The 13,100-nt window shown below is 36.3% G+C and carries 13 protein-coding genes; 9 read left to right on the forward strand and 4 right to left on the reverse strand.

The window, feature by feature from the left end:
• The first annotated feature begins 406 nt into the window (after positions 1–406).
• The 6 genes from ACXM0J_RS03810 (at position 407) to ACXM0J_RS03835 (ending at position 4,456) form a co-directional block, all read left to right on the forward strand.
• Positions 407–1,285 carry a MetQ/NlpA family ABC transporter substrate-binding protein gene (locus tag ACXM0J_RS03810; protein WP_086265509.1) on the forward strand — a complete coding sequence of 293 codons (879 nt, stop codon included), beginning with the start codon at positions 407–409 and terminating at the stop codon, positions 1,283–1,285.
• A gap of 242 nt (positions 1,286–1,527) precedes the next feature.
• Positions 1,528–1,974 carry a DUF6334 family protein gene (locus tag ACXM0J_RS03815; RefSeq protein WP_086265508.1) on the forward strand — a complete coding sequence of 149 codons (447 nt, stop codon included), beginning with the start codon at positions 1,528–1,530 and terminating at the stop codon, positions 1,972–1,974.
• Between the two features lie 65 nt (positions 1,975–2,039).
• Positions 2,040–2,810 (forward strand): barstar family protein, encoded by a 771-nt coding sequence (locus tag ACXM0J_RS03820; RefSeq protein ID WP_086265507.1) that lies wholly within the window; start codon positions 2,040–2,042, stop codon positions 2,808–2,810.
• Between the two features lie 48 nt (positions 2,811–2,858).
• Positions 2,859–3,596, forward strand: coding sequence for a barstar family protein (locus ACXM0J_RS03825; RefSeq protein WP_086265506.1), 738 nt, complete (start codon positions 2,859–2,861; stop codon positions 3,594–3,596).
• A 49-nt stretch (positions 3,597–3,645) separates the two neighbouring features.
• Positions 3,646–3,993 carry a hypothetical protein gene (locus ACXM0J_RS03830; protein ID WP_086265505.1) on the forward strand — a complete coding sequence of 116 codons (348 nt, stop codon included), beginning with the start codon at positions 3,646–3,648 and terminating at the stop codon, positions 3,991–3,993.
• Between the two features lie 265 nt (positions 3,994–4,258).
• Positions 4,259–4,456, forward strand: coding sequence for a hypothetical protein (locus ACXM0J_RS03835; protein ID WP_086265504.1), 198 nt, complete (start codon positions 4,259–4,261; stop codon positions 4,454–4,456).
• 102 nt (positions 4,457–4,558) lie between these two features.
• Here the strand turns inward: ACXM0J_RS03835 and ACXM0J_RS03840 are convergent, their stop codons facing one another.
• Both ACXM0J_RS03840 and ACXM0J_RS03845 read right to left on the reverse strand, forming a co-directional pair.
• The gene (locus ACXM0J_RS03840) at positions 4,559–5,140 is read right to left on the reverse strand and encodes a histidine phosphatase family protein (RefSeq protein WP_086265503.1); all 582 of its coding nucleotides are present in this window, start codon (positions 5,138–5,140) and stop codon (positions 4,559–4,561) included.
• Between the two features lie 6 nt (positions 5,141–5,146).
• Positions 5,147–5,968 (reverse strand): ROK family protein, encoded by an 822-nt coding sequence (locus ACXM0J_RS03845; RefSeq protein WP_086265502.1) that lies wholly within the window; start codon positions 5,966–5,968, stop codon positions 5,147–5,149.
• 785 nt (positions 5,969–6,753) lie between these two features.
• On the opposite strand from ACXM0J_RS03845, the gene ACXM0J_RS03850 reads away from it, so the two are divergent.
• Positions 6,754–7,308, forward strand: coding sequence for a TetR/AcrR family transcriptional regulator (locus ACXM0J_RS03850; protein ID WP_086265500.1), 555 nt, complete (start codon positions 6,754–6,756; stop codon positions 7,306–7,308).
• A 128-nt stretch (positions 7,309–7,436) separates the two neighbouring features.
• Here ACXM0J_RS03850 and ACXM0J_RS03855 read toward each other — a convergent pair whose 3' ends face one another.
• Positions 7,437–8,054, reverse strand: coding sequence for a TetR/AcrR family transcriptional regulator (locus ACXM0J_RS03855; RefSeq protein ID WP_086265499.1), 618 nt, complete (start codon positions 8,052–8,054; stop codon positions 7,437–7,439).
• Positions 8,055–8,131: 77 nt separating this feature from the next.
• On the opposite strand from ACXM0J_RS03855, the gene adeD reads away from it, so the two are divergent.
• Positions 8,132–9,256, forward strand: a complete 1,125-nt coding sequence (gene adeD / locus ACXM0J_RS03860; protein ID WP_086265498.1) for a multidrug efflux RND transporter periplasmic adaptor subunit AdeD — start codon at positions 8,132–8,134, stop codon at positions 9,254–9,256.
• A 9-nt stretch (positions 9,257–9,265) separates the two neighbouring features.
• Entirely contained in the window at positions 9,266–12,379 is a 3,114-nt protein-coding gene (gene adeE / locus ACXM0J_RS03865) for a multidrug efflux RND transporter permease subunit AdeE (RefSeq protein WP_086265497.1), read from the forward strand.
• Positions 12,380–12,457: 78 nt separating this feature from the next.
• On the opposite strand, the gene ACXM0J_RS03870 is transcribed toward adeE, so the two are convergent.
• On the reverse strand, positions 12,458–13,063 hold the full coding sequence (locus tag ACXM0J_RS03870; RefSeq protein WP_032057642.1) for a nitroreductase family protein: 606 nt from the start codon (positions 13,061–13,063) through the stop codon (positions 12,458–12,460).
• Between the last annotated feature and the right edge of the window lie 37 nt (positions 13,064–13,100).

Below are 13,100 nucleotides of genomic sequence, written 5' to 3' on the forward strand. Positions count from 1 at the left end.
GCCTATTGTCTACATTACTGTAAGATTTAGCTTAAATACTGCTAACAAATCCTGAAAATTTCATATAAATCAAATGAGTATATATTTTAATCAAAATTGTTGTATTTATATAATATATTTTTTGTTTTCAGTATCTTACTTGTAACGCTTCTATATATCAGAATCGAACAAGTTATTTGTAGATTATTCATTTATTGATATATGATGAGCCAATATTTAGAGACTGTTTCAAAACATAATTCTATTGTTCAGCGACCAAGTTCATGGAAGGAATAATGCTGAATTCAGTTTTCTAAACCCTTATATATCTGGAAATTAGTTCCAGCCAAATATTGCATTTTGACCCAATGGTTGGAAATGTCTGACTCTTTTCTGGAGTAGGCGTTTCCTATTTTAGGATGTATCTATGAAAAAATTATTTAGTGTTCTGTTCAGCGCATCTGTACTCACACTGACTGCATGTAATAAAGAACCTGCAAAAACTGAAAATACAGCATCAGCTAAAGATAAAACTGAATCAGTTCGAACAATTAAACTGGTTTCAACAGGTTCAGATACTGATGTATGGAAATATGTTGCAACGCTTCCTGAAACTGCTCAAGCGGGCATTAAACTCGAAGTTACTAACCTGACAGACTATGTTGTATTGAATACATCTGTAGCAAGTGGCGAACAAGACGTAAATGCGTTCCAGTCATTTAACTATTTGGCAGCTTATAACGCTTCAAATACAGCTAAAGTTGCTGCTGTTGCGACAACTTACCTAGAGCCAATGGGTATTTATGCAAATAAAGTTAAATCTGTTGAAGAGTTCCCACAAGGCGCGACCATCGCGATTCCAAACGATACTGCCAATGAAGCGCGTGCTTTAACATTATTACAGTCTGCTAAACTGATTAAACTCAAACCAGACTTTGACCCTGTAAAAGGGACAACGAATGACGTCATTGAAAACCCTAAAAACTTGAAGTTAAAACCAATTCAAATGACTACGGCAGTTCGTGTTAAAAATGATGTAGACGCGATTGTGTTGGGTAATACATTGGCACTTGAGGGTGGCCTCAATGTAATGAAAGATTCTATCTTCCGTGAGCCTATTGACCAGTCTACAAAGCTTTATGTGAATTTGTTAGGTGTTGCTGAAGCAAACAAAAACGACCCGATCTATACAAAACTTGGTGAACTTTATCACTTACCTAAAGTTCAAAAGTTTGTGAGCGAAAAATTTGCAGGTACGAAAGTTGAAGTGAACAAACCTGTTTCTGAATTTGCAGACATCAAATAAGTAATTTTTTTAATTAAAATTATTTTTAAAAGCTAAGTCTCGGTGATGGGGCTTAGCTTTTTTATTTATAATATTGTACTTAAGCTAACTTCTAATAAATATTTTTAACTTCGTTAGAGAGCTAAGAGGGGAGATATTTAAAGTAAATCATTGTGCTAATGGTGATAGTCTGAGAAATTAAATTACTCATAGGGTGCTATTTTGAAAATATGTAAATTTGAAATTAATAATAAGGTAAAAATATGGTAGAAAGTGATATTTTTGATGCAATTAAAAATATTGATGAAGTTCGGAAAATAGATGACCTCTATTTGGTTATAGCTGGGGAGTTTAATGCTGGGGGGCCAGTCGAAAGTATAATATTTGAAATTAATAAAAAGTTTTGGGATATTACAGTTAAGCATGATTTTGATGAAATTGAATTGAAGGTCTACACTTGCTTACCAGATAAGGCCATACAACAACGATGTTCGAATAATTTATCAGGTCTAAAAGGATTGGAAATCGGAACAATGTTCGCTATCGTCAATGAAAGAGGATATACAGATGGCATTAAGCTTATGCTTTACGATCATTCATTGAAAGAATCTAAGACAAATCCATTTTTTGCTGTCTTAACGATTATTGCTTTGGCTTCTGGGTTGCAATATGAATTAAGAAAAACAGGAGTTGATACATATCTAGTTTAGTTCATGCATGTATCCATGAAAATTATTCAATATTAGATATATTTGAGAATTAGGATAATCGAAAATTGTTTGAACTAAACTTATGTAAGTACATTTATAACGAAGAAAAAGATGAAGTTATTGATGGAATTTATTTTGATAAAATACACGTTGATAATAATAAAGTTGTATTAAGTAATTTTAATGATTTACAGCGGGTTGAAAAGTCTTTGGAATTTTTTAGTAGTTATCTTGGAAAAGATGATCATTCTTACTGTTATATAATGATTGAATCTCGGCATAAGCTTACTACAGAATTAAATGAGAATAATATAGAAAATCGCTTATTTCTTTCTGAAAATTTTACTTTTAATGGTGAAAAACTCTTTATTGAATTTGATCCAGATTCTGATCTTATAGAGAAAAATAAATTAGAAGATTTTGAAAAATTTAAAAAGAAGGAAGAGCTATTGATTCGTCTTTCAAATGAAACTATAGGTAAAAAGAGATGGCTTAATTTTACAAAGCTAGAAAAAAGATGTTGGTTAGATTTTGCTTATTTTATAATGAACGAAAGAGGGGAACCTTTATCATTAAATATAACTGTTGATGGTAAATACCTATTGTGCGAAGAAGATGTGTATTGTTATTTTGGAGAGGAGGTTTATGGAGTATTAGGATACTTAGGTTATAACTTTAATGCAGTTGCTGATGTACTGTGCGATTTGCCTTTAAAAGTTAAATGGATAAATTTTCAATACTCTAAAGATAATTTTGAGTCAAAAGAGTTTTTTTATCATCTAGATGATTTTATTGAAGTCTTAAAAAAATACTCGTCATTAGAAATTTCATACTAGTAACCAGTCAAAATTGAAAAATAAAGCAGAGATAGAGGAAAATACTATATGAGTTCTGAACTTACAGAAGAGTATATTTTTTATATTGAAATAAATGAATTTAGTGAGTTTGATGATGATGTAACTATTTGGAGCGGATATCTTTCAGAAAATTGTGTAATCACTGATACTAAAATTGTTTTTCATGTTTTTTTTGGTGATGGTGAAATAAATAAAGATAAAAAAAGTAAAAAGTATAATATCTATAGCATTAATTTATTCTTTTTAAAAGAAAATAACGAATATTTTGGAGTTTTAATTTCTAGTATTAAATCTTTTAAATTGAAAGATAATAAATTGATATTAAATTTATGCGAAGAGGAGACTTGTTTTGATGACTTTAAAATTGATCTAATAAAAAAATATCGAAAAAATCAGCTTAAATTACAAGATTGGTGCAATTTAAGTGAAGAAAAGAAAAAGAAATGGATAGAAGTTTCATATTGTATTCAACAGTGCAAGCCTAAAAACTCAGTAAGTTCAATAGTAATAGATGGAAGGAATATCAACTCTTTAAATGACTTTTTATGCTGTATAGGTGAAGAAATTAACGGATTGATGGGTTACTTTGGTTTTAGTTTTGGTAGTTTGTCAGATAGTCTCACGGGTGGTATTGGTTGTATAACTGTACCTTTAAATATTACTTGGAAGTACTTTGAAGAAAAAAAGTATTCTTTTAATAAACCTGATGATTTTGAATACTTAATTGAGGTTTTAAACGAAAAATCAAGTTTAAATCTTACGTAATGTTAAATTGAAGGTATTAAAATAATATGGATGCTAAGATACTAGTTATTTGAATTCCGCAATTACTATCTTAAGTGAGTGTGATATAAAATTCAAAGATTTCGATTATGATGCTATTGATATCACTAAAAGAAGATTAAATGGTTGCATAATTACTAAAGATAGAGAAGATGCTTTAGATTGGTATTGGAATTATATTGATGAACGAAAAGCTCCTATGGAATTCAATAATAAAGATATATTAAGAGTAAGATTAGGTATTTGTTTACTAACTATAGATATAGATCAAGTTGAAGACTTTAATGAGCATGTTTCTTGGTTTGTGACCTTAATGAAAAATTATGGGATTAGTAGTGATAAACTTCAATTTTTAACTAATTTATGTTTGAAAAATTAAGAAATTTACATCTGTTTCTAAATCTATGATCAAAGTGAGGGATGAAATTCACATAAATATACTTTATAGGTTTAATCTTAAAGATAACAAAGTAATAATATTGAATCTTTGAACAATAAGTTATACGATGCTATGTCATCAATACTTAGTTTGAGTTAATTGATCATCAAAAATAAATATTAATAAAATCTATTCAAAAGTATTTTCGTGAGACACGATTAGGTGCTTATGATATAAATTTAAATAGGATTGGAGACTTGTTCTTATGGTTAAAAATGATTTAAGAAAGGTGAACTGGATTTCAAATGGGAAAACGATCCAACAATTAATATTAGAACTTCAATCTTTTGAAAATAAAGATTTGTTTGTGGAGTTATCTTTAGATGGAGGTGATTCATCAAAATCAATAAGTTTAGTGGCAAAAATAGATGGTAAATGTGTATTAATTAACTGTGAAGATTAATATAGGGTAATATTAGCTTTTCATGTTATTAAACTAAAATTCTTATGAGTTATGAAGATTATTAAAAATTAACGTAGTACACCTTATACGAAATTTCCCAGTTTAATAAGTAAAAAACTCAGTATTTCTAATCGGCTGATTAACCAAGTTGTATCTAAACTGCCGCATCAACTCTTTGGATAACGGCTGAGGTTCCTGTATTTGCATCATCAAAAGTTGTAAAAACTGTCCGTGGCTAAACACAGCCAAATTCTTTTGGTCATAATTTTCAGTTAGTGCTTTTAGTTTTTCATGAAAAGCTTGAACCCGAATATATAGATCTTCAAAAGACTCTGCATCATCGGCATCTCTATGCTGATAATCCATTTTCTCCCAGTACGTATTTACCCAAGCTTTACGGTCATCCATATTTGTATTGGCACACTTACGCTCAGACAAATAGCTAAACTCATGCACATGTTCATCTATTTCAAGAGTGAGATTATATTTTTCCAAAAGTGGGGCAGCTGTTTGATGTGTACGCAAATATCGAGACACAATTACATGATCAATTTTAGGTAGTTGTGAACAGAGTGCTTGAGCTTGTTTATGGCCATGTTCACTTAAAGTAATCAAAGCATGCGAAAGGGTTTTTCCATTAATATTGGCTTCACTCTCAGCATGTCGGATCAGAAAAATACTCATATTATTTTAGTGTTCAATTGCATGTATAGCACCTAAAGCAGCTACTTTTCTTCCCGCTTTTACTTTTGATATGTCGCAATCTTGCCAAAGCTCAGGAAGGCAGTTTTCTTTAGCAGACTTTAAAGCCGCGTCTAAATAACCGGGTAATTCTATTGTTCCTCCTCCTATTACTAATTGCGATGGATTTAAAAGATTAATAACAGTTGCTATTCCGAGACCTAAAGCTGTGCCTGCCTCTTTTATAACAGTTAAAGTTGCTTGATCTCCATTGTTAGCCATTAATGCTAGATTAGATGGACTGAGTGCACATTGCTTGGTAATTGCTGAGCCACTTGCAACTTCATCTAGACGCTTAATTCCGTCATTACTTTTTACTGGTAGGTAACCTAGCTCACCAGCCCAACCACTAGCTCCCAGTAAGGGTTTTCCATTTATTATGAATGCAGCCCCAATACCTGTTCCAATCATAAGAATGCCGCTTGCAGCATGAGACGAGGAATCATTTAGTTCCGCATGCATGGCAGCTTTTACATCATTTAAGATAATTGTTTTACTACATAATAATTTTAATGCTTCATTTCCTTGCCAACCTGTAAATTCAGGGAGGACATCACAATTAACAATGTGCCCATATTCGTTAACTAGACCTGGCACTGCTAGGCTTATGCTTTCGGGCTTAATTCCATGTTTTAAAATAAAAGATTGTAGGTGTGATATTAATTCTTCTGGGGTGAATGAAATTCCTGTACTAAATATCTCCTCAATTTCATCACATAATATTAATAATTTAGTACCTCCAAGATCTACACCAATTTTCTGTCTGTTCATCCTATGCCTTATGTAAAAATCATTTTTCTAAATTTTATCGCGTCTACAGAATAGTGTTTTTATAATTATCAGTGTTTGTGTAATAACTTTTAAATTTAATTCAAATGAAGATCTATCATTTTCCTTACACTGAATATTCATGTAAACATAACAAATAGTTGTTTACTATTTTTTCTGTTTTTATGCCTTTATAAACCCCCATTTAACAATACCTCACTCATTATTTATCCTTACTTTTTAATGATCTAAATTAAAACAAATGTCATTTTGTGTGCTTGACTGCAATAGAACAGGGCACTATTCTTTGCCTGCTGGCCACATTGCCAGCCGGTTTTAGCAGACCGCATAATAACTCCCGCATCAGAGTCATTCCTTCTGAGGAATAGTCTTGTGTGGTAGCTACTCGTCCCTTTCCCGTAGCGGTAGGACGGGAGAGGGACACCTTCGGGTGTGCTAGTTTGAGTTATTACTAGTCTGCTAACCCTTTCTCGTTCTGCCACCATAATTCTATAAATGTCTGGCAGAACTCCCAATAAAAAGGAGTTGGCTTTGCACATCCATTATTTCTTGGCAGCCTTTGCCAAAGTCTATATCGACACGACTTAAATTTATAAGCAACTTGATAGCGATTAGCGCTTTTAGGCTTTAATTCGTCGCGACCAAAACTTAATCAACAATAAAACTTGAGATGTGCCAAGCACAGTCTTTATGGCTTTGCTATGCCTTTTTTTCTCCCAAAAAAGTATCTCATTTATCTACAACAATAATTTTATAACGGTAAAACTATGCCACATTTAGTGATCTCCCCACGTGCCATACAAGTCGTAAATAAATCGATTGATCTGTTTCACCACCACGGATTTCATACGGTTGGAATCGACAAAATCGTGAAAGAATCTCAAATTCCCAAAGCGACTTTTTATCATTACTTTCACTCTAAAGAGCGATTTATTGAAATCTGCATGATCGTGCAAAAAGAACGTTTAAAAGAAAAAGTAGTTTCAATGGTTGAGTATACTAGTCAAACAAGTGTGGTGGATAAACTTAAAAAACTTTATGTCTTACATACCGATTTGGAAGGGCTTTACTATCTATTATTTAAAGCAATTTTTGAGATCAAACTGACCTATCCAAAAGCCTATATAACCGCAATGAGATATAGAACATGGTTGCTTAATGAAATCTATAGTCAGTTAATAAAACTAAAAAAAGATGTTTCCTTTCAGGACGCCAAATTATTTTTATATATGATTGAAGGAACCATTATTCAGCTTTTAAGCTCGGCTCAAGTAGGGGATAGAGAGATGATATTAGAATGTTTTTTGAAGCAGTTTAAATAGGATGAATGAAGCATGAAAATATCCATGCTAAATCTGCTTAAATGAGTTTGCTGGATGTTTCATTGATACGACGTTTAAATGTCTAATTTAAAAAAGCCCTTTTTGTCATAAGGGCTTTTGTTGTGGGGCTATTCTTTATATTGCCATGCTTTTAAAAAGGTACGGCACACTTCTTCATTTAACTGTTTTAGTTCTTGGGGAGTTGGAATATTTCCACTAATCAACGTAGCGGGATAGGTATAACCCATTACGGCACCGAGGAAAGCCTTTGTTGCTTCCTCTGGCTGATCAATTTTAACAATACCAGCATTGTGTGCAGTTGCAAGAATATCGGTTAAAGATCTTTTAATATTCCCTTGAGTACGTTGCTGAATTTTAGGAAGAATTTCTTTCATTTCAACTAAGGCAATAATCAGCAATCTTTGCAGGCGAATGACGTCAATATGATAAAAATGATTTTGTACAGACTGTCCAATTTCTAACAATAATTGATCTAGACGCTTATTTTTCAATTCATGCTGCTCAATGAAAGGTGCTTCCATTTCTGCTTTTAAATGATCAAAGACTTCAATGAGTAACGCTGTCTTGGTCGGGAAGTGGTTATATAAAGTTTGTCGATTTGTACCGGCTTTCGTGGCAACAGCCTCTAAACGGACTTCTAATCCATGTTCAAGAAATAGTTCGCGTGCTGCAGCAATGATAGTAGGGCGAATTCGAGAGGGACGACCTGGAGATTTTTTTAACATATCGGTTTTCTTGCACATCTTATTTATTTACTTTACAGTAAAGTAAATAAATTGTCTATAAGTCTGGGGTCCCAGATATGCTTGATCTAAGTTTTAATTACCGTAAGTTTATATATTTATTGCCTTTATTTATTTTTTTAAATGGATGTGATTCTGATCAGCCTGCCCCTAAAAATATTCAGCAGGTGGGTACGATCACTATAAAACCAGAGACGATTGAATCTACCTATCAATTGGCTGGTAGAACGGTGGCCTCTGAAATTTCTCAGGTCCGTCCACAAGTCAATGGAGTAGTAATAGAGCAATTATTTAAGGAAGGCACGCAAGTAAACAAAGGGCAGCCACTTTATAAAATTGATTCATCACTCTATCGGGATAGCGTGGATGAAGCCGCTGGTAATCTTGCATTAGCAAAAGCCACTGTAAATTCGACTCGCCTTCAAGCCGAGCGTTATAAAGAATTAATTAAAGTAAATGGGGTGAGTCAACAGGAGCTTGATAATGCTCAAAGTGCATATGAGCAAGCGAAAGCGACTGTTGCCGTAAATGAAGCTGTACTGAAAACAGCACGAACCAATTTACGTTACACACAAGTTAGTGCGCCAATTTCAGGGCGAATAGGGCGTTCATCCATTACACGTGGGGCTTTAGTCACCTCTGCTCAAACAGATCCTTTAGCAACGATTCAAAAACTGGACCCCATGTATGTCGATTTGACTCAGTCGAGTGATGAATACATGGCACTGCGTAAACAGCTTACTGAAAATGGAATAAAACCGACTGAACTTTCAGTACGTTTGAAGCTTGAGAATGGCACTGCTTATGCAGAACAGGGGACTTTTAAGTTTAGTGATGTTGCTGTAGATGAGGCGACAGGAAGTGTCACTTTACGTGCAGCATTTCCCAACCCCAATAATGCGTTATTGCCCGGCCTGTATGTGCGGGCAGAACTTGGAACGGGAACACGTCCTAACAGCGTCTTAATTCCTCAAGGTGCGCTGTTCCGAGACGCAGAAGGAAATCCACTTGTTTGGATTGTTGGAAAAGATAATAAAGCCGAGCAACGAAAAATTACTCTAGGCGATGCAATTGATAATCGTTGGTTAGTGACCTCTGGCTTGAAAGCAGGAGATCAAGTCATTGTTGAGGGTCTGCAAGGCTTAAGTGCCGGCATGACGATTGAACCTACCCCAATGAGTTGAGGATTGCGTATGTTGTCGAGTTTTTTTATTGCACGACCTATTTTTGCTTGGGTCCTCTCTATTTGTATTATGGCATTGGGGACGATTTCGATTTTAACGTTACCCATTGAGCAATATCCTGACATTGCACCACCGGGTGTAAATGTTACTGCAAACTATCCGGGAGCATCTGCCAAAACTGTTGAAGACAGTGTTACCCAGATTTTGGAGCAACAAATTAAAGGGATTGATGGTCTACTTTATTTTTCATCGAGTAGTAGTTCGGCGGGTCAAGCACGCATAAGTCTTAGTTTTGATCAGAATACCAATCCTGACACTGCTCAGGTGCAGGTGCAAAATGCTGTGAATCAGGCGCTGAGTCGATTACCTCAAGAGGTTCAGCAGCAAGGGATCACTGTGACAAAGTCACAAGGTGATAGTTTACTGGTCTTGGCGCTTTACGATGAAAGTGGGACTAGATCTTCTGTCGACATATCTGACTATATGGTGAGTACACTGCAAGACCCATTAAGTCGGGTCGATGGAGTGGGTGAAATCACCGTATTTGGTGCTCAATATGCAATGCGCATCTGGCTTGATCCTCATAAATTAAACAGTTATGGATTAATGCCATCAGATGTTAGAACTGCAATTGAAGCACAAAACACTCAAATTACAGCGGGAGAGTTGGGCGCATTACCCACGCGTGATGGGCAGGCTCTAAATGCAACAGTAACAGCATTATCTCGGTTACAAACCGTGAGCCAATTTGAAAATATTATTTTGCGCACACAAACCAATGGTGCGGTTGTATTACTTAAAGATGTTGCCCGAGTCGAGCGTGGTGCAGAGAGTTATCAGACTTCTACACGTTTGAATGGAAAACCAGCTTCGGGTATGTCTATTCAACTTGCTTCTGGTGCCAATGCATTAGAAACGGCTGAACGAGTTAAAGCTGAAGTCACACGGTTAACTGCCTCTATGCCAGCGGGTTTAAAAGTTGCATACCCACGCGACAGTACGCCATTTGTAGAAGCTTCTGTAAATGGAGTGATTAAAACTTTAGCTGAAGCGATTGTTCTCGTCATTATTGTCATGTTCTTATTTTTGCAGAGCTGGCGTGCGACTTTAATTCCGGCAATTGCAGTTCCGGTCGTATTGTTAGGAACATTTGGTGTGTTGAGCGTACTTGGCTATAGCATTAATACACTGACTTTGTTTGCGATGGTACTTGCAATTGGTTTACTGGTAGATGACGCGATTGTCGTTGTAGAAAATGTCGAGCGGGTTATGCATGAGCAAAATGTTGATGCTCGGCAAGCCACCCTAATTTCAATGCAGGAGATATCGGGTGCGCTCGTGGGTATTGCCATGGTACTCGCAGCGGTATTTTTACCTATGGCATTTTTTGGTGGTTCCGTCGGGATTATCTATCGCCAGTTCTCGGTAACGCTCGTATCGGCTATGGTACTTTCTGCAATTGTTGCTTTAACACTTTCACCTGCGTTATGTGCAACATTACTCAAACCTGCAAATGAAAAACATAAGCAGAGAAAATTCTTTACTTGGTTCAATCGTAAAGTCGAACAAGGGCAGTCAGGCTACCGCACAAAGCTAGTTGCTGTTTTAGGTAAACCCAAAATATTTATGATCATATTCGTGGGTATTACAGCTTTGTTAGGTTGGCAATATACGCGTATGAATACGGGGTTTTTACCACAAGAAGACCAAGGCTCGGTTATGGTTCAATTTAGTACGCCTGTAGGCACGACACTAGCTGAAACAGAGCGGGTTGGTAATCAGATTGCAGATTATTTTTTAACGAAAGAAAAGAATAATCTCAATGTGATTTTCATGGTGATGGGTAGAAATAACGCAGGCAGTGGGCAAAATGTGGGAATGGCATTTGCCGGACTCAAACATTGGGATGACCGAGAAGGTAGTGAAAATACAGCCGAAGCTGTGATTGCTCGTGCAAATGCACATTTTAAGTCACTGCGTAACGCACGTGTTCAGGTACTTTCACCCGCTGCTGTAAGAGGCCTTGGGCAATCTAGTGGCTTTGAATTTTGGTTGCAAGATGCTGAGAATAAAGGACGAGATGCTTTACTCGCAGCACAAAATAATGTGTTAAAAGCAGCAAATGCTGATTCTGGCCTAGCTGCAGTACGCTTAAATAGCTTAGAAGATAAAGCCCAGTTACAAGTCGATATCGATCAAAGAAAAGCCAGTGCTCTTGGATTAGCCCAAGCAGATATTAGTAATACGCTGTCATCGGCGTGGGGCGGATCTTATATTAACGATTTCATAGATCAGGGACGTGTTAAGCGAGTTTATTTACAAGGAGAGGCAATCTATCGTTCCTTACCCCAAGATATTGGGCAATGGTATGTTCGCGGTGCTACTGGTGAGATGACGCCATTTTCTAGCTTCTCTTCTGTGAAATGGCAGATGGGCCCTCAAATGCTGCAACGCTTTAACGGTCTTTCAGCCGTTCAAATACAAGGCTCTGCGGCAGCAGGTGAGAGTTCTGGTGGGGCTATGGATAAGATGCAGCAGTTAGTTGACCAGCAACAAGGTTTTAATCTTCAGTGGAGTGGGTTGTCTTATCAAGAGAAACTAGCGGGTGGCCAAACGATCTGGTTATATTTAGCCTCAATCATCTTTATCTTTTTATGTTTGGCAGCACTTTATGAAAGTTGGTCTATTCCTGTCTCTGTCATGCTAGTGATTCCTTTAGGTCTTATTGGGGCTGTAGTGGCTGCAAGTCTGGCAGGTTTTGTTAACGATATTTACTTTCAGGTCGCTATGCTCACCACCATTGGGCTTTCTGCCAAAAATGCCATTTTGATTGTTGAATTTGCGGCAGCCAAGTTAGAGGCTGGTCAGGCATTAATGGACGCCATTATTGAAGGTGCTGGTCAGCGATTACGGCCAATTATTATGACATCTCTGGCTTTTGTTGCAGGTGTTCTTCCATTAGCTGTATCTACAGGAGCAGGGGCTGTTAGCCGAAAAGAAATTGGTATCGCCGTCACTGGTGGGATGATTTCGGGAACTCTACTTTCTATTTTCTTTGTGCCTTTATTTTTTCTTTTAGTTCGTCGTTTAACCAATAAGTTAAACACCAAAAAGGCAAAATGATTTTACAAAACAGAATGTCATTAACAATTAGGCCCTCATGCTATAAATAGCATGAGGGCCTAAAATCTGACTAAAAACTTAGAATGTATTTTGAATAATGACATCGTCGTAAGGAAGTTTGCCCACGCGTGGGTAAGGCTCGGAAGCCGACTTACCAACAGCAATCATTAAACACACCACGTGATCTTCAGGTAAGTTAATGAGCTTTGCCATTGCGTCAAAGTCAAAACCATCCATAGGGCAACTGTCTAAACCATGCTCTTGAGCAAGAAGCATCAAGGTTTGAGCAAAAATACCAGCACTACGCATAACTTCGTCACGTTGGGTTTGTGGACGGTCACGGTAATATTGGTCAATTGCGCCAGCCATAATATTTTGTACTTCTGGAGTTGCGCCATCCCACACACGCTTAGCATCAACTTCCCATGTATTTACTTTTGCACACAACACAATAAGTAATGATGACTCTGTAACTTGTGGTTGATCCCAAGCAATGGTGCGAATTTTTTGCCTTAACTCAGTATCTTCAATGATGACTGGACGCCAATGTTGTAAGTTAAAAGCGCTTGGCGCATTTGCTAAAACTTCTTGTAATAACTGCTTTTTGTTATCGTCAGAGAGTTGAAAAGCAGGGTCGAAGCGTTTAACTGCGCGGCGGTTACGGATGGCATCAATAACATTCATAAGATTTTCCTACTTAAGAGTTGGGTAGCGGTACTCG

The organism is Acinetobacter sp. GRABPA_MV_2 (genome assembly GCF_056725885.1).